Here is a 25,071-nt window from a genome sequence, read left to right as displayed (position 1 = left end):
GCGGCTTGCACCACCCCCCTCGCGCTTTCTTTCGCCCGCTCGAACGGGGGAACAGGCCACCCCGCGCGGCTAGGTGCCGCCTGTCCACCGTATCCGATTTTGCCGCGGCCTGACCCCCGCAAAATTGCGGGTTCGAACAAAACCTAGAGCGACCGCGCCGCAAACGTGTCGCCTTCGGACAACCGACCGGTCTCCCATCCTCGGAGAAACCAGCGGGTGCGCTGCGCGCTGGTGCCGTGCGTGAACGCGTCGGGCACCACCTCCCCGCGAGCCTTCATCTGAAGCGTGTCGTCTCCGATCGCTCCCGCGGCTTCGATCGCTTCGCGGATGTCGGCTTCGTCCAGCCCCGCGACCGACCGGGCGTGATGGGCCCACACGCCCGCGTAGAAGTCCGCCTGCAGTTCGAGGCGGACCGTCAGAGCATTGGCTTCGCGCTCGCTCAATCGCCGTCTTTGGGCGTCGACCCGTTCCATCGTGCCCAATATCTTCTGCACATGGTGGCCCACCTCGTGGGCGACCACGTACGCCCTGGCAAAATCCCCCTTGGCGCCCAAACGCTTGGAAAGCGTCTCGAAGAATCCGAGGTCGAGGTACACATCTTCATCTTCGGGACAGTAGAACGGACCGACCGCCGCCCCCGCCAACCCGCACGCGCTCTGAACCCGGTCCGTGAAGAGCACCAGCTTGGGCTCGCGGTACGCGACACCCGCCTGTTGGGGGAGCAACTCGTTCCAAACCTGCTCCGTATCCGCCAGGGTCACCGCGACGAACTCCCGCAGCGGCTCCTCCGCCGGGTCGGGTGCGCTCTGGCCCTGTTGCACGCCGCCCTCGCTCAACTGCGACAGCAATTGCACCGGGTCCCCGCCGAGCGCCCAGGCGATCAGGAGGAGGACCACCACCCCGATTCCCCCGCCGACCGCCGTCGTCCTCGCCCCGCGGCGATCCTCGATGTTGCCGCTCTCGCGCCGTCCCTTCCAACGCATTCAATCCTCCAGCGCGATTGGCCGCGCGTCCGTCCCCATTGTGGCAAAGTCGGGAATAATCGAATCGATGAACACGTTGCTGACTTGCGTCGTGGCCGCGGTGGTCGCCCTCCCGATGGGCCAGGGCCAGATCGTTCGCGTCGAGGTGAACGGAGTCCCCGGCACCTACGACGGCACGCCACCCCAAATCCGGGACGGACGCGTGCTCGTTCCGGTACGGAGCGTGTTCGAACAGCTTGGCGCCACCGTGACTTGGGACGACGAGAAGAAGGTTGTGACCGCCGAGAAGGAAGGCCGCCACATCTGGATGCGCATCGGAGAGACGACCGCCCTGCGCAACGATGTGCCCGTCATCCTCGACGTCGCTCCCCAGATCATCGAGGGCAGCACCCTGATCCCGCTGCGCTTCATCAGCGAGGCGCTCGGCGCCAAGGTCGTCTGGAACGGGATCGAGAAGCTGGTCGTGATCACTACGGAGCCACCACCCGCGCTTCTCCCCTGAAGGGACGATCTCGTAGAATGGGGATATGAGACTGCTTGCCTTGACCGCCGCCCTGCTCGTCGCCGCGTCCGGTTTCGCCCAGGATTGGGCCAAGGAGCGCGTCGACGCGTCGCCCCGCCACCAGGAGTGGGTGTCCGTCGACAACGGTCCGCGCAAGGTGAAGTGCTTCGTCGTCTATCCGGAGCGCAAGGAGAAGGCCCCCGTCGTGATCGTCATCCACGAGATCATGGGAATGTCCGACTGGGTCATGTCCGTCGCCGACCGACTGGCCGAGTACGGCTACATCGCCATCGCCCCCGACCTGTTGTCGGGCATGGGTCCGAACGGCGGCAGGTCCGACTCCTTTCCCGACGTCGGAAAGATTCGTGAAGCGATCAGCGGCCTCCCCTCCCAGCAGGTGATCGGCGATCTCAACGCCGCCTGCGACTACGGAAAGAGACTCCCCTCGGCAAACGGCAAACTCGCGGTGGCGGGGTTCTGTTGGGGCGGGACACAGACGTTTCTCTTTGCGACGGCGCGCAAGGATCTCTCCGCGGCGCTTCCGTTCTACGGCACGGGGCCGACCGACCCCGCCCTGCTCGCCAAAATCCAGTGTCCCGTCTATGGATTCTATGGCGGAAACGACAACCGCGTCAGCTCGACCATTCCCGAGAGCGAGCGATTGATGAAGGCCGCCGGCAAGACGTACGAACCCGTCGTCTACGAGGGCGCGGGACACGGTTTCATGCGGAGCGGCGAACAACCCGACGCGCAAGCCGCCAACAAAGAGGGGCGCAACAAGGCGTGGCTCCGGATGTTGGCCATTTTGAAGAAGCTGTAACCCAGGGAACCTCCTCGCAGGATGCTGAAAGAGGCGCGCGGTCCCATTTCAGCCCCCTGCTCCCGGTGCGCCGGGACGCCCTCTGAGCCCGGGGTCTCGCTACAACTTGACCCCGGGCGACCTTTTTGAGGTCGTTCTTCAGCCAGACGAGGAAGAGCCTGGCCCGGCGTGCTCAGTGCGGCCAGAGCCAGCCGAAGGTGCCTCCGGTGATGAGGGCGTACAGCAGACCGTCGGCCAGATCCGCCCAGAATCCCTTCCAGCCGTACCAGATGGCGTGCGACATCCAACCCAAACCGTGCGCCGCAAACGCAACGGCACCCGTGATGCGAAACACCAGCAGATAGGGGTGCTCCCCCTCCCCGAGCCCATGCCACGCCACGTAAGCGGCAAAGAGGCCGACCACCATGTAGTAAAGAAGGGTGAGCACGAGGTTCCGCCCCATGTTCACCGGACCCGACCAGATCGTCAGCGTGCCGCAAGGGCCCGCCTTCATCTTGGCCTGGAACTCGGGGTTCTTCTGATCCTCCATGGTCCCGAATGGGAACATGTACTGTCCGGGAGGAACCCCTTCGAGCGCCGCGTTGAACTTGGCCTCATCCGGTAGCCCGACCCACTCCTTCTTGTGGTGCGGAAACACCATATGGGTCAAGAAGCTGGCGATCCAAACGAAGACCGCCGAAACGACGATCGGTATCCACAATGCAGAGAGAAACTCCATCGTCCACCTCCGTGAGGGTTAGGACGATGGAGCACTCAAGAGCGATTCCCGATTCCCGATTCCCGATTCCCGATTCCCGATTCCCGATTCCCGATTCCCGATTCCCGTCCCTAATGCATCCAGTGGACCTGGTCGTCGCCCAGGAGGCACTGGATGTAGTTGAGCTGGCCGTCGTGGTACCAGAGGTGGCTGACCGCGATCTGGGCGATCAGGAAGAGCGGAGCGTCCATCTTCCACGGCGGGGTCACCATCGCGTTGAGAGCCTCGTCGCTCGCCGAATTGAGGGCCGCGGCAAACGCTTGCGAGGCGGCCGCCAACTTCTCGCACGCACCCCCCTTCGTCGCGCAGGCGCCCTTGAGCTGCTCGTTCACATACGACTCCTGAAGTTCGACGACGTTGCCCTTCAGCGCTTCGGTCGTCCAGCCGAGCATTCCGATCGCGTCCGCCGTGAGGTCCCGCGCCGACTTGGTGCATCCACCGTGCGTGGCCTCCCACTGGTCGTCCGGGATCGCCATGATGTCGGCCGAATACATGCCGGTGAGGCCCTGGAGCCATCCGCTCAGATACGCTCGGGCGTCGACGCCTTGTGCTGTGATACTCATTCGCTTGCTTCCTCCTATGGGAAAGTAGAAGCTACCGCATTCTCTTCCCGCGCGCTAGCCTACCGAGGCCATTCGGCCCGCGTGTCCACAACTTTTGGGGCGGGCCGCGGGCGCCTCATGGAAGGTCCCCATACCGTGCCTGCCACAGACCACGCCCGTACGTGGCCACGTAGATCGTCGCGTTGGCGTGGTTGCCAACGACCGAGATGGAGTTCACCGCGACCTTGGGCAACCCCAGATTGGTGTTCCCGTCCTTCCAAGTCCGCCCGGCGTCCTTGGTATAGAAGAACCCAATGTCTGTCCCCACATAGAAGATCCTCGACGGCGCGTCGGGATCCAGCGTGATCACGGTCGTGTGGACATCAGGAAGCGTTGCGTTGGGACCGGTGCCCGAAACGCTCGTCCAACGGATGCGTCGGATCGACGTGTCGGCGCAGGTGTACACGCGTCGCGGTTGCCCCGTGTTTCCGCCTAGCGTCACGAAGATCGTGTTCGGTTGCGTTGGATGCACCGCGATGCTTGTGATCGGGCGGGGGAAGGTGCCCCCATCGATTTGCGTCCACGACCCACCCTTGCCGGACATGCGCGATACGAAGACCGAGCCGTCCATAGCGCCCACGTAGACGGTGGCGGGCCTGGACGGTGCCACGGCAATCGCCGTGATCGGCTGCGCGGTGATCGGGTTCCGGTCGGCGTTGTCAAGACCCGTTCGCACCCAAGCTGCGTTCGCGGTGCGCCGATAGAGGAACACCGACCCCGTGAACACCTCGTCGGCGGTCGGGTTGATCGCGATCGGCGGGAAGAAGAGGGACGCCTCGTTGTTTGCCTGATTGCCCCCCGCTCCTCCGACGTTGAAAAACGGCCTGACGCTGGCCTGATGGGCCCAGGCATCGGCGGTCCGTTGCATCGTGAGGTACTTGATCTTCCGTCCCGACGTCGTGCTGGTGTAGCCCGACGCGTACTGGATCATGCCCGGACCAACCACGTTGGGACGCACGCCGGTTTGAACCGGGATAATGCCCGTTCCATGGCCGTCCCCACTCTGCACCGCGTTCGGCCACTCGCCATTCGAATCAATACGGTAGTGCTCGTTGTCCTGCACGCCGGCAAGAATTTGCGTGGCCGCGTTTGGATTCCTGCCATTCCCTCCGAAGAACGCCGCCGTATAGACTTCCGAGATGCCCAGGTGGCCGTTCAGAAACTGCCGAAAGGTCCATCGCACGTTTGTGGGATCGAACTGCATCCAGTACAGCCCTCCGTCACACCCAACGAGAGCGGTATTGGGATGGTTGGGCTGGAATGCGATCGAGTGTTGGTCGTTGTGCAGGCCGGGGGTGTTGGAGGAGTACGTCATACCGACGCTCTTCCAGCGCACCGCCGTAGGATCGGCCGTATTGGCGTTCACCGAAGCCACGAGGTCGATCAAACCAACGTAGAGAACGTCGACATCCGCGTTGTTCGTTTTGTAGGTCGAGCACGCGATGTGCGCATCGTAGAAGACCTGATCCCAGTTGTAGAAGTCGGTCCCCTGGTCGTGGTGGGGGAATGAGTTGACGTTGGCTGAAACGCTCTTCCAAGAACTGGCGACGGCACCCCCCGTCAGGCTCCGCCAAACACCGACGTTCGCCGCGTTCTGCGGTCTTCTGCCCGCCAGGACGTAGACCACTCCCGGGTCCGTGGGGGAGGTCGCAGCCTCCACCGCGTCGTAAGCCGCGTTCATGAGCGGCACCGGGAGCTGTTGCCACGTCTGACCCTGATCCGCCGATCGCCAGACCATCCCTGTCGGTGAGGTTGCGGTGGCGTAATACAAGCGAACGCCCGTGGTCTTGCTGAGCGCACCCATCACGACGCTGCTCCAAATCGCCGCGGGCGTCCCTCCAACGGCCGCCCACGTCCTCCCCGCATCCGTCGAGCGATAGATCCTTCCATTTCCAGCCAGACCCTGCTGGCCCCGACCGGCCGTCGCGATCACGATGTTCGGATTGTCAGGGTCGAACGCAATCGCACTGATGCAGATGCCCGCCGCCGGAGGGCTCAAAATCTCCGTCCAAGTCGTTCCGCCGTCCACAGTCCGTCGGATGCCGCGGGCTCCGAGCGGATTCCCACCGTCGAAGTCACCCGTCCCTACAAGAATGAGCTGGGGATTCGTTGGATGGATCGCGATCGAACTCACACCAAGGAAGGGCCATTCGTCGGACAACGGGACCCAACGATCGTAGGGGTATTGATCCCGCCATACCCCCCCGCTCGGCGATGCGGCATAGACCTTCGGGAGATTCAAAATCCCAGGTTCGAAGGCGATTGCCGACACGCGCCCGGACACGGGCGACGGCCCAAACCACATCCCGCCCGAACTCCCCAACTCGGTCGGACCGACATACTTCCAAACGGGAGCATCCGTAATGGCGTGATCCATCAGCGCGTCACGCTCGATCGCCGCATTCTGGAAGCCGATCCAGTCGACGTCCTCGCGAGGGTAGGCACGCAGCTTGATGTACTCTTCGTAGGCGTCCAAGAAACCGGCATCCGGCTCGGCCTTGGTGGGAATGGCAACTCGGCTTTCTCCGAACGCGCCCTCCGCGGCCCTCGGCGTCAGCACGCGAACGACCGCGAACGCGCCCACAGCGATCGCGGCCACGATCGCAACAATCCCTGTAGGTCTCTTCATCTCTTCCTACCTCCTCTTCCGTGCGGCAAGCCCGGCCAATCCTCCGACCAGGAACAGAATCGTCGCCGGTTCCGGCACGGCGGCCAACCCACTGAAGCCCGTACCGCCCAACGCCGCGAGCGTGCCCACCTCGACCGTAGCTCCGGTCTCGAGATTCAACTTGTACAACTTGTTGTCCGCTGGAAACACCCCTCCGGGCCCGCTCGTCGACAGATAGGCCTGGCCTCGGAGCACGGCCATCCCACCGACCTCGCCCAGTACGGGCGTCACGCCAAGCTGGTCCGAGATAAAGCCGTTGGCGGGGTTGTAGATCAGGAGGTTATTGGTGACCCGATCGATGCCGGCGATCTTGCCGTCCGGCCTCCATGCGGTCCCGTTCACGTCGTGGGCCAAGCCGCCGATCGTGCTCACCATCGTGCCCGCCCCCGTCGTCAGGTTGACGGTGAAGAAGCTCGGCGCTTGAGCGGTGCCGGCATTGGTTCCATAGGCCGTACCGTCGGGGGCGAAAACGAGCGAACCCTCGAACACGAAGCCCACATTCAGTGCTCCGATTTGGGTCGCCCGAGCGTTTTGCGGATCGATCCTGTAGAGGGCCGCTGTGCTCCCGGTCGTGAATCCGTACAGGAATCGGTCGCTCCGGTTGTACTCGAGGCACGCCCAGCCCGTCACCCCGGTCGACCCGACGATGTCGTTCGTGACGACGCCGCCAACGACGTTTCCTGGATCGAACGCGTACAGGTCCCCTGAATCGTAGTCGATCGCCCACAAGTCGAATGCCGCTTGGGACACAGCCGCGAAGCTAACGCAGACAAGGAGCACAACTCCTCGGAGTCTTCCTTTCAAATACATGGCAACTCCCCCCTCGGGTAGACAACTTCTCAAATGCCATCTTAGTACATATATGCGGAACCCGGTACGGTAGATTTGCTGGTTGAACCTCGAAGTCTCGCCATCGAACTCTACTTGGGCGCATTGACAGAGATCGAGGCGTTCGAGGGCTGGAACGGTCGCCACGCGTAGTCCCACACGTCGCCGAGGATGCTCTGCGGTGCCGAACCGTCCCACGGGAGGATCTCCAGCCCACCGTCTCGCACCACACTGAGACGGGTGCCGTCGGGGCAGACCTGCGGCCAAAGGGTCGTCTCGCCAATCCCGGTGAGCCAGGTCACCTTGGTGCGAAATCCACTTTGCAGCTCCCAATCGCCTGATTCAACCGGCTCAAGGTCGATGGTGCCAACCTGGGACACGCCCGAGCCTCCCATACGCTGAAAGTGGAAGATCAGCCGCTTCTCGTCTGCCGTCCAAGCCAGACCGTCGACCCAAAAGGGTGTCCTTGCGCTGACGCCCGTCTCGCCATCATTCCAAACGGCCAGCGCGACCAAGCGGCGCGCGTCGTCGTAGTAGTCCACCGAGTACCCGCCCTCGTCATGGAGCCCGCCTCCGTCGCGGATGGCAGCACGCCAGCGCTCGACGTTGCGGAGGGCAATCCAAACGTCGCCGTTCCGGGTGAACGCGAGCTTCGAACCCGAGGGCGACCACGTCGGGCACCCTTCGATCCAGTTGAGATTCACGAGAATGTCCCGGGGAGACTGCGGATCTCCGTCGAGATCGAACACCCGCAAGCCCTCTCCCATCGCCACAACCAGCTTCGGTTGGATCGGGTCGAATGTCATCTGCACACGGTCGATCCCCCACCCAGCAGGGCCTGTCTCCAGCACCTCGCCTCCCTCCGCCAGCGTGGTGGTCTTGTTGGTTCGGGTATCCATCAAGCGCAGTGTCCTACCTTGGCGATACGCCAGCCACCTCCCGTCGAAAGACCAAGTGGGGCTGTTTGCCTGTTTGGCGACGAGAGTCGTCCCCGACCCATCGCCACGACCCACCCAAAGGTCGTCGTCCCGTACGAACGCGAGTTCCCACTCCTTCGGGTTGGCCGTCGGCGATCCGGGTCGAGGCAGTTGGGAGGTCTCGACGGGTTCAACATTGACTTTCGCCACCGGCTTTGGCGGAAGCACCCGCTGGTTCGAGGGTCCCTGCTTGGCGCACCCCAGAATCGTTAGAAGCATCACGACGGCAACCAGAGGTTTCACGACAAGCCCATTCTAACGCCGATCGCGAGCCTCGAAGCGCGCCCGGTAGAGCTTCTCGGTAAAGCCCCCTTCGTCCACGAAGGCTTGCTCCAACTGCCGGAGCAAACGGTCCAACAGGTAATTGGCCTGATGAATCACGCAGATCATGGTGTTGGCCGCAGTCTCCGCCGACTTCGTCTCGACGTATGTTCGGTAGCGCTCGTAGGGTCGAACTTCCGGACTTTGCTGTCTACCCAAACCCCGAATGAACATAGCCTTGACGTGGTCCTTTCCCCAAAGGGTCAACCCACGTTGACGCAAGAAGTCTTCGTAGTCCAGGAGCAACTCGTCGAGGCTGGCGCGAGCAACGCTGACGAGTTTCAACTCAGTCTTCTTGGACGTGCCCGAAGCGCGACTTCCCTCCGCAATGTTCTGACGGCCGCTCCGCGCCGCCTGAACCATCTGGTCGATCGTGCGTGAGCGCTTGTCCAGGAACCGTGCGCAGAAGGCCACCGTGCCATCGTAAACCGCTTCGGCACATTGAAACGCCCTCAGGTCCCGGTAGCCGCCATGCTTGGGAATGAGTGGACGGGACATGACAGTTATTATATTATCATATGAAACTTAAGACACTTCTTCCCGATCAATCGGTCCGATCGGTTCGATCCGGCCAACCTCTCCCACCCGCCACAAACCAAAAAAGCCCCCCGCGCCGTGGCGCGGGGGGCTTGGGGCTCGGACTAGAAGTCCATGCCGTCCATGCCGCCGCCGCCGGGCATGGCCGGCGCGGCCTTCTTGGACTCGGGCTTCTCGACGACCAGCGCTTCGGTCGTCAGCACGAGACCTGCGATCGACGCCGCGTTCTGGATCGTGCTGCGCGTGACCTTGGCGGGGTCGACGATGCCGGCCTTCACCATGTCCACGATCTCGCCGGTGGCCGCGTTGAGGCCGAAGCCGGGCTTGGCGCCCTTCACCTTCTCGACGATCACGCTGCCCTCGAGGCCCGCGTTCTCGGCGATCTGGCGCAGGGGCTCTTCGAGCGCTCGGCGCACGATGGCGATGCCGGTGGCCTCGTCGCCTTCCGCCTTCATCGCACCAAGCGCCTTCGCGGCTGCGAGGAGCGTCACACCGCCGCCGGGGACGATCCCCTCTTCGACAGCCGCACGGGTCGCGGACAAAGCGTCCTCGTACCGGTGCTTCTTCTCCTTGAGCTCGGTCTCGGTCGACGCGCCGACCTTGATGACCGCCACACCGCCACTCAGCTTGGCCAGGCGCTCCTGGAGCTTCTCGCGGTCATAGTTGCTGTCGGTCTTCTCGATCTGGGCCTTGATCATGCCGATGCGGCCCATGACGTCCGCCTTCGAACCGGCGCCCTCGATGATCGTCGTCTCCTCCTTGGTCACGATCACCTTCTTCGCCGTGCCGAGCATGTCGATCGCCACGTTGTCGAGCTTCGTGCCCAGATCCTCGCTGATGAACTTGCCGTTCGTCAGGGTGGCGATGTCCTCGAGCATGGCCTTGCGGCGATCGCCGAAGCCCGGCGCCTTCACGGCACACACCTGCAGCACGCCCCGGATCTTGTTGAGCACGATCGTGGCGAGCGCGTCGCCCTCGATGTCCTCGGCGATCAGCAGGATCGGCCGTCGGGTGGCCGCGGCCTTTTCGAGGAAGGCGATCAACTCCTGCGCGTTCGAGATCTTCTTCTCGTGAAGCAGGATCAGCGGGTTCTCGAGCACCGCCTCCATCCGCTCCGGATCGGTGACGAAGTACGGCGAGACGTAGCCGCGGTCGAACTGCATGCCCTCGACCACTTCGAGGTTCGTGTCGCGACCCTTGCTCTCCTCGACCGTGATGACGCCGTCCTTTCCGACCTTGTCCATCGCCTCGGCGACGTGCTTGCCGATCTCGTTGTCGTTGCCCGCGATCGTCGCGACGAACTCGACCTGCTCCTTGTCCTTGATCGGCTTGGCGGCCTTCTTGATCTCGGCCACCACGGCCTCGACCGCATGGTCGATGCCGCGCTTCACCGCGATCGGGTTGCCGCCCGCAGCCACGTAGCGCAGGCCCTCGCCCACGATCGACTGCGCAAGCACCGTCGCCGTGGTCGTGCCGTCGCCCGCCACGTCGTTCGTCTTCGACGCGACCTCCTTGCAGAGCTGCGCGCCCATGTTCTCGTAGGGATCCTCGAGCTCGATCTCCTTGGCGACCGTCACGCCGTCCTTGGTGATCGTGGGGCTTCCCCACTTCTTGTCGAGCACGACGTTGCGGCCCTTCGGACCGAGCGTCACCTTGACCGCGTTCGCGACCTTGTCCACGCCGCGCTCGAGGGCGCGACGCGCATTCTCATCGTACAAAAGCTGTTTGGCTGGCATTGTGTGTTCTCCTTGCTGCTTGGGTGAGGCAAAAACGCTAGTTCAGCACCGCGTAAATCTGGTCTTCGTCGAGGATCGTGTACTCCTCGCCGTCGAGGGTGACCTCGTTGCCGCCGTACTTGCTGAACAGCACGCGGTCGCCGGTCTTGACGGTGAGCTTGTTGCGGTCGCCGTTGTCGAGCACGCGACCGGTTCCTACCGCAACCACCTTCCCCTCCTGGGGCTTCTTCTTCGCGGTGTCCGGCAGATACAGTCCCGAAGCAGTCTTCTCGTCTTGCTCCAGGACCTGCACGACGACCTTGTCGCCGAGCGGTTTCAGTTTGGCCATAGGTTCCATCCTCCAAATGTGTGTGACTGGCACTCATTGAGAGTGACTGCTAAAAGGTACCTCTGAATGGAACCCGAACGTCAACCCCTGTTTGGCAAAAAAAGAGCAGGAGTGCCAATTCCATGGCACGCCTGCTCAGGATCTTGAGCGGTGGAGGTTCAGGCTTTTCTGCGTCGGCGAAGGAGCGCTGCGGCGCCTGCCGCAAGCGCGATCACGCTCGTCGGCTCGGGAACCGCGTTGGCTCGGATGAGCCAGTTCCCGTCGTAGGCGACGGCGCCCGAGAGGTTGTTCGGGCTGTTGCCCACCACCATCCAGCTCTGGCCGTGCGGAACCGTCATGTCCACGCGGGCGGGAGTCATCCCCGCAGCGAACGACATTCGGAACCCGACGAAGAACGAGGTGCCCACCGGGCGCACGATCGTCGGGATCGTGAAGGCGTTGAACGTGTTGGTCAGCGCGTTCGCCGTCACCGAGGAGCCCGAAGCCAACGACACCGCGTCGATGGGATTGCCGTCGCCGTTCGGGTCCGACCAGAGGTGCGCCGTGACGGCCGCCCCGTTCGGGACGTTGCCGAAGGCACCCAAAACCTGGTTGATGACCGTGCCGCCTGGTTGGACGGTGAAGTGGTTGAGCCACATCATCGAACCGCCGTTCGCGTTGCCGTAGTTCGCTTCCGCAACGCCGTCGTCCGCCGAGTACACAAATGCCGAAGCGGGCGCGACGAGCACCGCTCCGATGGCCAACGTAACGAATCTTCGCATCCCAATTCTCCTCTCAAAAGGTGGCCCAGGGTCACTCGCCCTGAAACAACCTCCGATCTAGAGACAGTATACGACGTCCTTTCAAGAAACGAAAGGCCCCTTTTGCATTCCTCGCAAAAATCGCAACGTCGCTCGCCTCGATATCGAAGTTTAGGACACGTGCAAGGTTGCGGCACATGCGCCGCCTGTTAGCGAACGTAGTGGATGAGGGGCGCATCCAGTCGGTCGAGGAGCATCAAAGCCACCACGGGCATCGGCCGCTCCTTGGCGATCTGGCGCGCATCCTCGAAGCTGACCTCGACGATGCAGATCCCCGTCAAATCGATCTGCTCGCTGAACCGCATCGCCGCACCCTTGGATTCGAAACTCGCGACGCCGTGCACGCCCTCGTGGCAGTAGCAACCGTATTTGCCGGTCGAAGGGTGATGCAGGACGTGCACGCTCTCGGGGAACGTGTCCTCCAATCCCAACACCGGGCATTCCAGCAGTTCGACCATTTCGATTGAATTATCGGACAGCCCTTGTACCCTCACGAGGGTGGGCTGGGTCAAGCCCGCCTAGGTAGACTCGCTCTTCAGGCGGACGTAGCTCAACGGATAGAGCATCAGTCTTCGGAACTGAGGGTTGGGGGTTCGAATCCCTTCGTCCGCGCCAAATCCCTCCCGCACGGCTCCCGCAGCCAAAGAGAGCCCGCAAACGACCCCTTCCAAGGTTATCATGGACTTCGTGCGGCTCAGACTCGTTCCCCTTTTCCTCCTGGCCCTCGTCCCGCTTGTGTGGGGCCAGCGGGCGCCTGCGGCGTCGACCACGGTCCCGTTCGTGCAGGGAAAGCGCTGGGCCATCGTGATCGGCGCCGAAGGGTACGAGGATTACGCCCCCCTCAAGTACGCGTGCGACGACGCGCGCGCCGTCGCGGACACGCTCGTCCAGCGCTTTCGGTTCGAACCGGACACCCTGCGGCTCCTCACCGACGACGGGGAAGCCAAAGACACCCCCACCGCGGGGCACATCATCGGCGAACTGGAGACCCTCCTGGCGGACCCCAGGCTCGACAAGGGCGACCTCTTTGTCTTCTTCTTCGCCGGCCACGGCGTCGGTCTCCCCGAGGGCGATTTCCTGCTGCCTACGGATGCCCGGAAAGCCTCCGCAAAAGTCGTCGGCGTTCCCGTGGCGTCCCTCGTCCAGCGCTTCGTCAAACGAGGGCTTAAGAACGTCCTGATCATCGCCGACGCATGCCGGAGCGGCAAGGAGAATCCGTTCGGCGAGGAGCTCCAACGACTCGGCCGCGAAGCCAACATCGCCGTCATGCTGGGAACGGCACCCGGGCAACGCTCCTACGAGGAGGGGCGCCTCCAACACGGGGTGTTCGCCTACCACCTCCTTCGCGTCTTGGAAGATCCGAAGGCGCGCAATCCGGTGTCCGGCGCCCTCTGGGCCTCCGAAGTGGGCAAACGCGTCCAGAGCGAAACGCAGGCCGACACCGAACGCGACTACGGCGACGACGCCCAGGTCCCGGCGGTGTGGAGCAGTCCGACCGAGGACGTGCTTCTTGCCGCCTATCCGCCCGAAAGTGGCGATCCCGAGACGGTCGCCGCCTTTCGGGAACAGGCGAAGTCCCTCGATCCCGACGCGTTCGTGGCCGCGATGACCGAGTACGCGTCCGTGCTCCTCGACGGCGGGCGCCCCGAAGACGCCGTCGAAATTCTCCGGGCCGCCGAGTCGATAGGGCTATCCCCCTTCGGCACCTACATGCTCGGATTGACCTTCTACCTCACCGAACGCCAGGCCGAGGCCTCCAAACGGTTCCGCCAGGTCCGCACGGAGGATCCCGCATCCTACTTCGGAAGCCTCTCGGCCAGCTTCGATCCGGACACGTCCTTCGACCCCGTCGAACGAGCAAAGGCCGCCCAGCGCGTGTTCGCGCTCGGGCACGACTCGGTCAGCGCCTACGTGGCGTGGAGCGTCTTGAAGCTCTACGCCCAGAAGGACGCCCAGATCGCGTTCCTGCGCGACGTGCAGAAGCTCGAGGAACTTCCCTCGCGGTTCCGCGACTACTTCGCGGGCGAAGCGGCGGTCCTGGAGAACCGCCTCGAGGACGCCCGCCAGGCCTTCGGCCGCGTCGCCAACCGCACGGAAGACCCCGAGGAGGAGCCGACGGCCAACATCGGAGCCCTCCTCCTGGCCAATCTCCTGGAAACGCAGGGTGCCCGCGCCGAGTTCGCCAAGCTCGTGGACCAGCGCATCGAGGCGGGTGGCTCCCACGTCTCGATCTGGCACGTGAAAAAAGCCCAAATCCTGCGCGACCAGGGGGACCGCGCCGGGGCGGTCGCAGAGGTCAAGTTGGCCTTCGAGTCGGTTCGCGACGCCGATTCCATGCTTCAAGGGCTCCGCGTGCTGGGCGCAGATTCGGCCCAAGTCGCCCAAGAGGCGGCCGCCATCGCCCAGCGCTTCAAGTACTCATGGAAGGCCCGCCTCGCCGCCTCCGTCGCCGACGCGCTGCAAGGGGGCAGCGAGGCCCTGCTCAAGGCCTATGCCGAAGCCGAGTCGTACGCGCCGGATCCCGTGGGGCTGCGCATCGAGTTCGTCGAGCTCTTCGATGCGTTTCTGGGCGATGCCTTCGACCAGGGGAAGGTCCCGGCGGAAACGTATGCCATGTTCGCCAACGGCGCGTTCCTCATGCTGGACGAGGTGCGCAAAGACCTGGGGCCCACCGTGTACGGCTGGTGGCCGTTGGTGCGGATGGGCGCGATGATGGAACGGCAAATGCAGGTCGCTCGGGCCTGTCGCGAGCAGTTCGGGAAGCTCATCGACGCAGGCACCGTGCCCGCCGACGCGCTCAGCACGCTGGTCATCGCGTTCGCGGGCGCGGGCGATGACGCGACGTGCGAAAAGCTGGAAACCATGGCCCTCGCCGCGGGCCCGGTCGCCAGCGACGCGATCCGTCACCTCGCCTTCACCCACGCCATGCGGGGCCGGCCCGACCGCGCCCGCGCCTTGCTCGCGAAGTTCACTCCCTACCCGGGCGCAGAGGGCCTTGGCGAAACCCTGTTGCGCGCGTACCTCGACGCCGATGGACCCAAACGGGACGAGATCCTCAAAACCCTTTCCGACTCGGAGCCTGTGGAGGGCTACGCGCGCGCCTTGAAAGGGCTCGCACTTCTCAAACTCGGCAAGAAGGAGGACGCCGTCCCGTTGCTCGAAGAGTCCCGCACCGAGCGCTCGTGGGGCTACCCGTTCGTCCACCTCGAGGCGATGCGCCAGCTTGGAGACCTTGCGCGCGCGGCCGGCGAAGATGCGAAGGTCGATGCGCTGGCGTACGATGCGTCGATCGCCCAGCTGGGTAGCCCGTTGATCGCGGATTTCGCCTACACCGGTGCGGGTGCGGGCCGGTTCGCCGGATCGATCGAATGGAACGTCGACGCCGTCGACGACGCCATGGAGCGCAGCACGGGCAAGCTCACGCTGAGCGCGACCTCCCAAGGCAAGGCCTCCGGGCTCTTCGAAACCGGCGACGGGACCCTGTTCGCGATCTCGGGGACCGTGGACGCCAACGGCAATCTCCTCGCGACGGTCCGCAGTGGGGGCAAGAGCCAAGAGCTCTTCGCGAAAATCCCTCCCCTCTCCACCATCGCCGAGGTCGGGCCGATCCGCGAACGGGGCCTCCTCTTGGTGCTCCTCGACGACAAAGGGGTTCGCACGACCTGGCTCGCAAAACCCGCCCCGACGACCCCGGTCGTCGAGGCGGGCGCGGGCATCACTCGTCCACGGGGGTGATCGTCAACCCCTTCACCCGCCCGTCCTCGAGAAGGATTCCCAAGTTCAGCCCGGACCAATAGCGCCACTCCTCCAGATCGCCACCTTTGGCGAGATTGACCTTGACGCCCGATTCGGGGTCGAGGATCTTCTTGAGGTCCGTTTCGCTCATGCCCACCGTGATGTTGAACCCGCCGGAGACGGCGCGATCCGTCGGCTGCAGGAACAGCCGCGAACCCGATTCGTACGTGGTCAGGCGCATCGCATTGCCCCGCTCGGTGAAGATCGAGATGTTGCCCGCCTTCCAGCGCATCTCCATCAGGTCGGTGTAGACGTCGCTGAAGCGAATCGTTGCGTCGGGATCTCCCAAGCCGTCGCGGTACTCCTCGATGGGGCGGAAGAGGCCGTACTCGCGGCCTCCCACGTAGAGCGTCACGGCCTTGCAGAACATCAACGGCCGCGCTTCGATCGTATTGGGCTTCAGGCTTAGCCGCCCGCACGCGTCCACATAGTTCTTGTGGACGGCCTCCCAGTAGGGAGCGACCTTCTGAGCGTTCTTCAACCACGTGAACATCACGTTCATCGCGAGCTCTTCGTCCGACTCGGACCGCTTGTTGACCGTGATGCGACCGAGGTTCTCGCCAAGCGCGTAGTTGAAGTACTTCGTCTTCCTCTGCGCGTCCATCAACGCGGCGTACCCGGCGTTGAGGTCGTCGATCCGGTGGTATCCCACGCACAGGTTGTTGGCCAGCCGCAGCCGCAGGATCTGGTCCTCTTTCGAGTCCGTCAACGACTGGGTCATCGCCTTCATGGAGTCGATCCCCTTCTGGACGATCTCCTTCTTGCCGTCGGGTTCGAGCACTTGGGCGAGGGCGAGAAGCTCCCTGGCCCGCACCGTCCCCGATTTGGAGACAGCCTCTTCGAGCTTGGCCAGCGCCTCGGCGTACCGCTTGCGGTCCCCGTCGGTGACCACGTCTCCCCGGGAGCCGAGCTGCGGTTTGGCCAAGATCGGGCCGAAATCGGGCCGCAGCCACTTTTCCCGGACTTCGAACGGCAGGAACTCGTAGTAGCGCTGGAGCTCGCACTGGGCGCCATTCACGAGCGCCTCGACGAGCTTCGGTTGGCGGGCATACGCGTCGTCGAAGAAACGCTCCGCCATGGCCCAGCGCCGACTGTCCATGAAGGCCAGACCCACATCGAACTGCATCAGAGCCTTGAGCACCGTCGGGTTGTCCGAGATCTCCGCGGCTCGGGCCTTGGGATCCGCGTGGTCGGCGCTGATCTGCTCCCACCAGCTTCCGGACCGGTCGTTGAGGGTCTCCAACATCAGGAGCATCTGGACCATGTCGTCCTTCGAATAGCCCAACCGCTGGAGGGCCGCCGCGCCCGTGATGTCCGCATCGAACTCCTGCTGGCGCGTCCAGAGGTTGCTGGCGTCCCGCGCGGCGGGCGAGGGGCCCGTGATGTGGCCGCGAGACAGGTGGCTGACCTCGTGCGCCACGACCGCTCGAATCATCTTGAGATCGCCTTTCGCGAAATCGACGAGCCCGCTGAACACGACCATGGTGGCGCGCAGTTTTCCACCCTCCTCGGTCGCAGTCGCGTAGGCGTTGACGTTGTTCTTCTCCACCACGGTGCATTTGATGGGATAGAGGAGTTTGGGATCCGGCGGCAATACCGTCTCCAGCTCTCTCACCATCTTCTCAAGATCCGCCTGCGTGAACCCGTCTGCCCACGCGCCAAGGGTCGCAATGAAGAGCGCCAGCAGCACCCCACCCAATCGAACAGCCCGCTTCACCATGTATTGCATTCCTCCACTCGTTCGGCATTGATGACGACCGGCCGATGGTCGAAGTTTCATCCAAATAGGGGTTGCCCCGTACAATGCCTAGGCAGCCAAATCCGACTTGAGCAGGAACCGAAGCTCGGCCAACTCCGCCTGGATCGACTCGTCCAGGCCCTCGCGTCCAGATCCCTTCTCGTCGCACAGGTCGTGAAGCCGCTCCGCGCCAATCGTCTCCGCGCTGCTTCCCAGCACCGAAAGCGCCTTGGCCGCGCCCTTCGCATCGCCCGCGGACGCTGCGTTCCGGTACTCCTCGAGGAGCCGTTCCGAAGACTCGACGAACTCGTGGACCAGCTGCCTGGCCAAGGCTGGATCCTCGGAACGTATCGCGGCGAGCGCCGTGGGATTCAATGCGCGCTTCCGCAAGGTCCGCGGTTCGATCGCCTCGTCCTTTCGAACGACGCCGAGCAGAAGGTCCAAAGCGCCGCGCACGACGCGCAGTCGCGACGGACGATTCACGATCGCGTGCCGGTATCCGCTCAACGATTCGGAGAGGAGCGGCCGCAGCATGGGCGTTCCCAATGCCAGCACCGGCACGGTTTCGGGGAACGGTGGGGGCGACCCGCCCAAGTCCCGACCGTCGACGACCACCAGATCGGCTGCGCCCACCTCGTCCAGCCCCCCGATCGTGACCCGGAAGCCGAGGTCGGCCAGGAGGTCGCCCCACGCCCGAGACGTCGCGGGTTGACTCGAGATCAGGTGGCACGCCCCAGGGTACGGAGTCGGCGCAGACGTTTCGACATCGCACTTGGGAAGCCGAAGATGGACCGAGAAGGTCGAACCGGCCCAAGGTTCGCTCTCCACGGTGATCCTGCCGTTCATCAGCCTGGTCAGCTGGCTGCAGATCGAAAGCCCGAGGCCGGTGCCTCCGAAGCGGCGGGTCGTGCTGCCGTCCGCCTGCGTGAAGCTCTCGAAGATCGCGTTCTGACGGTCCTTTGGAATGCCGATGCCGGTATCTCGAACCCAAATCCTGAAAGAGACCTCGTCGGGGTCCTCGTCCTCGACGGCGAGTCCCACCTCGACAAAGCCCTGGGCGGTGAACTTCAGGGCGTTCCCCACCAGATTGCTCAGAACCTGCTTGATGCGGGTGGGATCGCCGCTCAAGTGCTCCGGGAAGTTGACCGGCAAGCGGCTGACAAGTTCGAGATCGCGCTCCAACGCGACCGGTGCCATCAGTTCGAGCACGTCCTCCACCGTTTCTCTGAGGTTGAACTCGACCGACTCCACGGTCATCTTCCCCGCCTCGAACTTGGAGAAGTCGAGGATGTCGTTGATGATCTTCATCAGCGACTGGGCGCTCGTCCGGATCGTCTCGCCCAACTCCTTCTGCTCATCCGTCAACTCGGTTTCGAGCAGCAGCCCGGTCATGCCGAGCACCCCGTTCATCGGCGTGCGGATTTCGTGGCTCATGTTGGCGAGGAACTCGGATTTCGCGCGGTTGGCGGACTCGGCGACCTCGACCAGCTCCTTGGCCTGCTCGATGGCGATCTCCAGGTCCTGGTTGGCCTCACCGAGGGCGGACTCGGCCCGCTTCCGTTCGGTGATGTCGCGCTGGGTGCCCCAGATCCGGAGCAACAAGCCGTCCTCGACGATGCCAACCATGTTGTTGAGGAACCATCGCTCCTCCCCGTCCGGGCGCAGCTCGTGCGTCTCGACGTCCTCGAGGCGGTGGCCCGAGCGGAAGAACGCAAGGAGCATCTCGACGTTGGCGTTGTCCCCCGGGCTGAGCAGCTCCTTGAGCCGAATGCCCAGCATGCTCGCCGCGGACTCGGCGCCGTAGAGGCGCGCCATGGCATCGTTGCATTCGACCATGTGGCCGCGGGCGAAGCAATGGGCCAGAATCTGCGACTCGGTCATGGAAAGCGAGAGAGGGGACTCGAACTCGAAGCACCAGATCGCTTCCGAGCTCTGCCGCACAAACGCGCGGTAGCGTTCTTCGCTCTTGCGGAGCGCCTCCTCCGCCCTCCGCTTCTCGGCGACCTCCGCTTCCAACTCGGCGGTGCGCTCCGACACGCGGTGCTCCAACTCGTTGTTCGCGCTGAGCAGGGCGCCGTCGCGCGCGTCGATCTCCTGCAGCATCGTGTTGAACGACTGCACCAGCGTGCCAAACTCGTCGTCGCTGCTGAACGGGACGCGCAAGCCGTAGTTCTTCTCGTTGGCGATTCTCTGCGTCGCCGCGGCCAGTTGCGTCACGGGATCGGAGATCAGCCGCTGGAGCTTGCGGGAGAGCGCGAGCGACACCGACAGCCCGCAGAAGAGCAGAAGCACGCCGATGCCCAGGTGGCCACGCAGCCTGTCGAACCAGGGGGAGAAGTTCGACTCGAGGTAGACGACGCCCACCTTCTGGTTGCCCACCACGATCTCTTGGCATACACGCATCCGGCCACGCTCGTTGCTCAACCCGAGCTTCGGGGGCTCGAGGGGAACCGGAGGCGCGGTGGAGTTCTGCGCTTCGTAGCCCGCAATCAAGGCACCGGAAGAGTCGTAGGCGGCGGCGACCTGGATCTCCGGGCGCGACCCGAGCGCACGGAGAATCCGACGCGAGCCCTCCTCGTCTCCGAAGGCGATCGAACCTCCGATGTTGGCGGCCACGAGGTCCGCCTGGGTCTTCAGCTCATGCACCATGCGCACGCGGAACGAGGCGAGATCGACCGCGATGAATCCGCCTGCGCCGACCAGCATCGCCACCGTGCAGGAAATCGTCGTGACAAGCGTCAGCTTGGCGCGGAGAGGCTTGTTCTTGAGCAGGATCTGCAAACTCATCGCGACCCACCTCTCGAACCGTCGATCACGGAGTTGGCCACCTGGAGCAGGCCGGATCGGATCGCCAAGCCGTTGGCCCTGGCGGAGCCGAGGTTGACGTCCATGGCCGCTCGGCTGTTCAGCACCCGCAAACCGATCATCCCACCCTGCTGGGCAAACCTCTCGGTCTCACCCACGGTGAGAATGGGCTTGCCTTGGGTCGCGAGCAACAGGCGGGCGACCTTGCGTCCTTCGGAATCGGACATGAAGACGACGCGGCACGCGTCCAAGGATTGGCCCCAAGCGAAGCGCCTCACCACGATCGGCCGTCCCTCGACGGACTTGTCTTTGACCGCGTCGTCAAGCAGCCGTCCGAAGGGATCGGCGCCCACGATGCCGATCACGAACGGCTCCTTGGGAGGCGGCAGCGACTTGGGAGGCCACACGACAAACGCGGTGAACTTCACCAGGAACGCCGCCTTGAGCTGGTACTCGCTCACCTGCTGCGCCCGCAGAGAACCGGAGACGACGAGAAGCGCGACGCCGAGCAGTCTCAACGCTCCCCGCAAACGACTCCCTCCTGGTGTCCGGATCGTCATTCGTTCCCTAGAAGCGCCATGAAGCCTGGAGCGTGGCCGATCGCGGAATGCTCGACGACGGCGTGAGAAACGACGAGTTCGTCTCCTCGTGGCGGTCGTCCAGCAAGTTCCGCACGACGAGGCCCAGAGTGAGGTCGGGGCTTGGGCTCCAGCCGAGGCGGACGTCCCAACGCCAGTAGGGATCGACGTGTCCCGCAAGCTCCTGGATCGAATCCACGTAGAAGAGATTGCTGTCGAGCTGCCAGCTGCCGCCGAGGTCGAGCTGCGAGACCAGCAGGAACTGCCGGCTCGGGGTGACCCCCCTGCCGTCCCCCACACCGGGGCCAAACGGATCCAACGAGTTCTCCGTCAGCCGCAAGTCCTCGTGGTACCACGCGAAACCGGCGAGCAGATTCCACCTGGAGGTAGGGCGACTGCGGGCGACGACCTCCAGTCCGCGCGTCGTTCCCTTGATCTGGTTGCCAAAGATGTAAGGCGCAACGCCGTGGTCCGGCGGTGGAGACGTTTCGAGGAAACCGGCCCCGGGCTCGAAGCTGCGCAGATCGGAGTAGATGTTGTAGTAGCCGGAAACGTCGAGCGTCAGCGTGTCGGAGACCCTCTTGCGCCACCCGACCTCGTGCGAGGTCAACTTCTCGGAGTCGAAGGACCCGTCGCCGAAGAGCGCGATCAGAGTCGGCATCCCGCCCATGCCCGGCATCGCCCGAAAGTTGATGCGCCCGTCCTGATCGATGCGGCTCGGTGTTCGAACGGCCCGACTGACGGAAGCCCACCAGGTCTGGTCGGCATCCGGCTGGTGAAGCAACCTCACGCTGGGCTGAAACTCCCATCCCGTGTAGCCGTTTCGTTCCAGCTTGGCGCCAAGAGTCAGCCGCGTCTTGTCCGTGAGCGAGACCTCGTCGCTGACAAAGCCGCTCCAGAGATCCTCGGTGCGGTTGGCCGGGTCCAACGCGACGAGGAACGTCCCATCGGTGTGGTCCGAGGTCCGGCGGAATCCCAATCCCCAAACCCAGCGTTGCGCGGCATCGACGAGCGTGGACTGCTGGAAATCGAGCGACCACGTCGTCCGCTTTGTGGCGATCTCGGGCATGTCCCGATCGAAGTGTTCAAAATTGCCAAGAACGGCCGTCTTCGTGTTCGGCCCGCTGTCGTGGTCCCAGTCCAGGTGCCCGTACCAGTGTTGGGCGGACTGATCGGAGACGGTTCGAGTCCCGTACGGAGCCCCAAGAACCGGGCTCAGCGTTGCCTGCGACCACTGGCGCGCGAACGCGCCCATCGTGACGGTCAGGTTGTCCCTCTCCGTGGACGCGTCGTCCGCCCGAAATCCGATGTGCTGCGAGCGGAAGGCATCGTCGGCGGCGGAACCGTCTGAGCGGTCCAAAGCCGCATGATCGGTCGCCTGCGCGAACACCCGGTAGTGCCCGCCGCGCCCGAACGTGCCGCCATAACGAACCGAACCAAACGCATGCTCCTCGGTCCCGGCCCCGGCCTCCGCGAGTCCGCCTTGGGTGTCCGCGGCACACTTCGTCACGATGTTGATCACACCATTGACCGCATTCGCCCCCCAAACCGCGCCGCCCGGTCCACGGATCACCTCGATGCGATCGATGTCGGCAAGGGGCACATCGACCGCGTCCCAGAACACGCCGGAGAAGAGCGGAGTGTAGACGCTTCGGCCGTCCACGAGAACCAACAGCTTGTTGGAGAACCGTCCGGAGAATCCCCGGATGCCCACGTACCACGTCCCCGCATCTTGCTGGGACACTTGCACGCCGGGGGCCAGCCGCAACGCCTCGGGTATGGAACGCACACCCGACCGCCGGATATCCTCCCCGGTGATCACGAAGACGGAGGCGGCCACGTCGGCAAGGCCCTGCGGGCGCTTCGACGCGGACACCACCTTGATCTGCATGAGATCCGAGAGGCTGAGTTGCGTCAAATCGTCCTGTTGCGCCCCAGCGACGGCCGTCAGTGCAAGCCCGACGCCTATGGCAACGGCGCGCACGGCGCCTGCTTTCCTACGGTTATCCATATACAGCCCATCGGCCCACGCGAAATCGGGCCGGCAAGCAGATTATCGGAAGGGATCGGCGGGTACCTCAGGAACCCTTAATCGACGGCCAAGGTGGGCCGCAATTGGCCCGAGCGGCCCGTCGAGCCCGCGACGAGCCGTACCAGGCATGTGGCCTCGGCGAGCGACCGGACGCCGAACGAACCCTGCTCCCCCGCGGGCCAGGCCCCCCAGCGATCTCCACGGTAGCCCCAGACGCACCTGACGAACTCGTCCCGACCGTGGGCCTCGCGCTCGGAGAGAAAGGGAATTTCCATCCACTCCAGTCGTGGATTCGCACACCCCGAGGCCGCCGCCAGCGCCTCCCGCACAAACAGGTGGAAGCCCACAAACGCGCTCGCCGGGTTGCCGGGCAACCCAAAAACGGAGCACGGGCCCACCCTTCCGAAGAGCATCGGCTTACCGGGTTTGATCTTCACCCCGTGCGCAACGACCTCGCCCAGGGACTCCACCGCCGCCGGCACATGATCCCGATCCCCCACCGAAACACCCCCGGCGGTGATCACAAGATCGTTGGAGCCACAAAGCCTCTCCAACGCGGAGCAAGTGGCCTGCTCCGTATCCCCGCAGCGCTCCACCCCGAGGACCTCTCCCCCGTACCTCTGGGACAATCCCGCCAACATCGGCCCGTTGGAGTCGCGCAGACAGCCCGGCGGAGGCTCCTGGGAGGCGTCGACGAGTTCGGCTCCGGTGGCCAGTACGCCGACTCGTGGACGCCGCCACACGTCCACCGTCCCGACCCCCTGCTCGGCAAGGACCGCCACGGCTCCCGGCCCTACGCGGGAACCCGCTCGCAGCAGGACGGCTCCGGGATGGTAGTCGTCGCCAGCCCGCCGCACGTGCGCCCCCTCGGCGCATTCGGCACGCAGCACGACCGCGTCCGCCACGGTCTCGACGTCCTCCTGCATCGCAATGCCCCACGTGCCAGGGGGAACCGCCGCTCCCGTCAGGATGCGCACGCAGGTTCCGCGTGCGATCCCCTCGGGCGGAGCGTCTCCGGCGGCCACGGCTGCCGCCACCGCCAGCCGGCTCCCGGCTCGCGCGTCCGACGCATGGCCAACGGCGTAGCCGTCCACGGCCGAGTTGTCGAACCGCGGGTAGGCCTCGGTCGCCACAACGTCTTGGCTCAATACGCGCCCCACCGCGCGATCCAGCGCGGCGGCCTCGCCGCCGGTCGGAACGGCGAGGTGCGGGCGCACCGCATCCAGGAACGCCTCGTACGAGAGCAGTTCGCTCATACCCTCATCATGACCGGCCCGGGCAAGAACCCGCGTGCCACGCCCGCTGGACGGGCGTGCTGACCGTCTTTCGAAACCGATCCATAATGGAAACGAGGTGGAACGATGCCCGTGACCGAGGCCGAGCGCACGCAGTTTGAGACAGAGGGCTACGTCGTCCTCCACGACCTGTTCTCCCCAAGCGATGCCGTCGCGTTGCGCGAGCACTTCATGGCTCTCCGGGAGGAGGGCTCGCACCCGGGGGACTACGACGGCGTCGACATCGGCGGGAACGATCCCCTCAAACGCTACCCCCGCATGATCCACATGCACCGGTGGGACGCCATCAGCCGCGATTGGGTGCTGGACCCCAAAATCGGCGCGGCGCTGCGCAGCCTCTCGGGCGAGGAGCCGTACGCCGTGCAGACGATGCTCTACTTCAAACCTGCCGGAGCCCGGGGCCAAGCCCTCCACCAGGACCAGACGTATCTTCGCGCCGCCCCCGGCACTTGCCTGGCCGCGTGGATGGCCCTCGACCCTTGCGACGAGGAGAACGGGTGCCTGCAGGTCGTGCCGGGTTCCCACACCCTGCCCCTTCTGTGCACCGAACGCGCCGACACGACCCAGAGCTTCACCGACGTCACGGTCCCGGTGCCGGGCGGCATGGCGCCCGTGCCCGTGCGGATGCAACCGGGCGACGTGCTCTTCTTCCACGGGTTGTTGATTCACGGGAGTTTCCCGAACACGTCCCCGGATCGGTTCCGCCGGGCGTTGATCGGGCACTACATCACGGGCAATGCGGAGCGCGTCGCGCCCTTCTACCACCCCGTGTTGCGCATGGACGGCTCGGAGGTGGCGCTCGAGGAGAGCGCTTCGGGCGGCCCCTGCGGGGTTCTGGTGCCCGACGCGTCGGGCGAGCGAATCGAGATGCGCACGCCCGCGGCGCCCAACCCGCTCACGCACGAGTAGCTGGGATTGCGCGGGACGCACACCCGTGTCCCGGGGGGTGGCTCGCGCCTCCGGCCCCCG

General features: G+C 64.6%; 20 protein-coding genes and 1 tRNA gene. 5 read left to right on the top strand and 16 right to left on the bottom strand.

Features of this window, described 5'->3' with window-relative positions; all coding sequences use genetic code 11:
* Positions 1-143: 143 nt before the first annotated feature.
* Positions 144-983, bottom strand: a complete 840-nt coding sequence (locus M9921_12045) for a zinc metallopeptidase (protein ID MCO5297577.1) — start codon at positions 981-983, stop codon at positions 144-146.
* 67 nt (positions 984-1,050) lie between these two features.
* On the opposite strand from M9921_12045, the gene M9921_12040 reads away from it, so the two are divergent.
* Together M9921_12040 and M9921_12035 are read left to right on the top strand one after the other, a co-directional pair.
* The gene (locus M9921_12040) at positions 1,051-1,485 is read left to right on the top strand and encodes a copper amine oxidase N-terminal domain-containing protein (protein ID MCO5297576.1); all 435 of its coding nucleotides are present in this window, start codon (positions 1,051-1,053) and stop codon (positions 1,483-1,485) included.
* Positions 1,486-1,510: 25 nt separating this feature from the next.
* Complete coding sequence (locus tag M9921_12035; protein MCO5297575.1) at positions 1,511-2,305, top strand: dienelactone hydrolase family protein; 795 nt, start codon at positions 1,511-1,513, stop codon at positions 2,303-2,305.
* Positions 2,306-2,477: 172 nt separating this feature from the next.
* Here the strand turns inward: M9921_12035 and M9921_12030 are convergent, their stop codons facing one another.
* The 10 genes from M9921_12030 to M9921_11985 all read right to left on the bottom strand — a co-directional run bounded on the left by M9921_12030 (position 2,478) and on the right by M9921_11985 (position 12,317).
* Positions 2,478-3,023, bottom strand: a complete 546-nt coding sequence (locus M9921_12030; protein ID MCO5297574.1) for a hypothetical protein — start codon at positions 3,021-3,023, stop codon at positions 2,478-2,480.
* Positions 3,024-3,133: 110 nt separating this feature from the next.
* The gene (locus M9921_12025; GenBank protein MCO5297573.1) at positions 3,134-3,625 is read right to left on the bottom strand and encodes a hypothetical protein; all 492 of its coding nucleotides are present in this window, start codon (positions 3,623-3,625) and stop codon (positions 3,134-3,136) included.
* Between the two features lie 115 nt (positions 3,626-3,740).
* A complete protein-coding gene (locus M9921_12020) occupies positions 3,741-6,293 on the bottom strand; it encodes a hypothetical protein (GenBank protein ID MCO5297572.1) in 2,553 nt (850 codons plus the stop codon).
* A gap of 6 nt (positions 6,294-6,299) precedes the next feature.
* Positions 6,300-7,112, bottom strand: a complete 813-nt coding sequence (locus M9921_12015) for a PEP-CTERM sorting domain-containing protein (protein ID MCO5297571.1) — start codon at positions 7,110-7,112, stop codon at positions 6,300-6,302.
* Between the two features lie 140 nt (positions 7,113-7,252).
* A complete protein-coding gene (locus tag M9921_12010) occupies positions 7,253-8,380 on the bottom strand; it encodes a hypothetical protein (GenBank protein ID MCO5297570.1) in 1,128 nt (375 codons plus the stop codon).
* Positions 8,381-8,392: 12 nt separating this feature from the next.
* Positions 8,393-8,956, bottom strand: coding sequence for a four helix bundle suffix domain-containing protein (locus M9921_12005; GenBank protein ID MCO5297569.1), 564 nt, complete (start codon positions 8,954-8,956; stop codon positions 8,393-8,395).
* A 143-nt stretch (positions 8,957-9,099) separates the two neighbouring features.
* Positions 9,100-10,731, bottom strand: a complete 1,632-nt coding sequence (gene groL, locus M9921_12000) for a chaperonin GroEL (protein ID MCO5297568.1) — start codon at positions 10,729-10,731, stop codon at positions 9,100-9,102.
* 37 nt (positions 10,732-10,768) lie between these two features.
* Positions 10,769-11,059, bottom strand: a complete 291-nt coding sequence (gene groES / locus M9921_11995) for a co-chaperone GroES (protein ID MCO5297567.1) — start codon at positions 11,057-11,059, stop codon at positions 10,769-10,771.
* 158 nt (positions 11,060-11,217) lie between these two features.
* On the bottom strand, positions 11,218-11,820 hold the full coding sequence (locus M9921_11990; GenBank protein ID MCO5297566.1) for a PEP-CTERM sorting domain-containing protein: 603 nt from the start codon (positions 11,818-11,820) through the stop codon (positions 11,218-11,220).
* Positions 11,821-12,008: 188 nt separating this feature from the next.
* Positions 12,009-12,317, bottom strand: coding sequence for a hypothetical protein (locus tag M9921_11985; GenBank protein MCO5297565.1), 309 nt, complete (start codon positions 12,315-12,317; stop codon positions 12,009-12,011).
* A gap of 81 nt (positions 12,318-12,398) precedes the next feature.
* On the opposite strand from M9921_11985, the gene M9921_11980 reads away from it, so the two are divergent.
* Together M9921_11980 and M9921_11975 are read left to right on the top strand one after the other, a co-directional pair.
* Positions 12,399-12,474: transfer RNA gene (locus M9921_11980), tRNA-Arg, on the top strand.
* 72 nt (positions 12,475-12,546) lie between these two features.
* Complete coding sequence (locus M9921_11975) at positions 12,547-15,594, top strand: caspase family protein (protein ID MCO5297564.1); 3,048 nt, start codon at positions 12,547-12,549, stop codon at positions 15,592-15,594.
* On the opposite strand, the gene M9921_11970 is transcribed toward M9921_11975, so the two are convergent.
* The 5 genes from M9921_11970 to M9921_11950 all read right to left on the bottom strand — a co-directional run bounded on the left by M9921_11970 (position 15,575) and on the right by M9921_11950 (position 24,063).
* The gene (locus M9921_11970; GenBank protein ID MCO5297563.1) at positions 15,575-17,383 is read right to left on the bottom strand and encodes a M48 family metallopeptidase; all 1,809 of its coding nucleotides are present in this window, start codon (positions 17,381-17,383) and stop codon (positions 15,575-15,577) included. The genes M9921_11975 and M9921_11970 overlap by 20 nt on opposite strands.
* A 78-nt stretch (positions 17,384-17,461) precedes the next feature.
* A complete protein-coding gene (locus M9921_11965) occupies positions 17,462-20,179 on the bottom strand; it encodes an ATP-binding protein (protein ID MCO5297562.1) in 2,718 nt (905 codons plus the stop codon).
* Positions 20,176-20,715 carry a YfiR family protein gene (locus M9921_11960; GenBank protein ID MCO5297561.1) on the bottom strand — a complete coding sequence of 180 codons (540 nt, stop codon included), beginning with the start codon at positions 20,713-20,715 and terminating at the stop codon, positions 20,176-20,178. Before M9921_11960 ends, M9921_11965 begins: the two co-directional genes overlap by 4 nt.
* A gap of 49 nt (positions 20,716-20,764) precedes the next feature.
* Complete coding sequence (locus M9921_11955) at positions 20,765-22,759, bottom strand: TonB-dependent receptor (protein ID MCO5297560.1); 1,995 nt, start codon at positions 22,757-22,759, stop codon at positions 20,765-20,767.
* Positions 22,760-22,863: 104 nt separating this feature from the next.
* Complete coding sequence (locus M9921_11950; protein ID MCO5297559.1) at positions 22,864-24,063, bottom strand: molybdopterin molybdotransferase MoeA; 1,200 nt, start codon at positions 24,061-24,063, stop codon at positions 22,864-22,866.
* A 105-nt stretch (positions 24,064-24,168) separates the two neighbouring features.
* Here M9921_11950 and M9921_11945 point away from each other — a divergent pair, with 105 nt between their 5' ends.
* Positions 24,169-25,011 (top strand): phytanoyl-CoA dioxygenase family protein, encoded by an 843-nt coding sequence (locus tag M9921_11945; GenBank protein ID MCO5297558.1) that lies wholly within the window; start codon positions 24,169-24,171, stop codon positions 25,009-25,011.
* The last annotated feature ends 60 nt before the right edge of the window (positions 25,012-25,071 follow it).

This window comes from Fimbriimonadaceae bacterium (assembly GCA_023957775.1).
GTDB lineage: Bacteria > Armatimonadota > Fimbriimonadia > Fimbriimonadales > Fimbriimonadaceae > JAMLGR01.
Note: the sequence above shows the minus strand (reverse complement) of the source record. Positions and strands in the feature narration are given on the sequence as shown.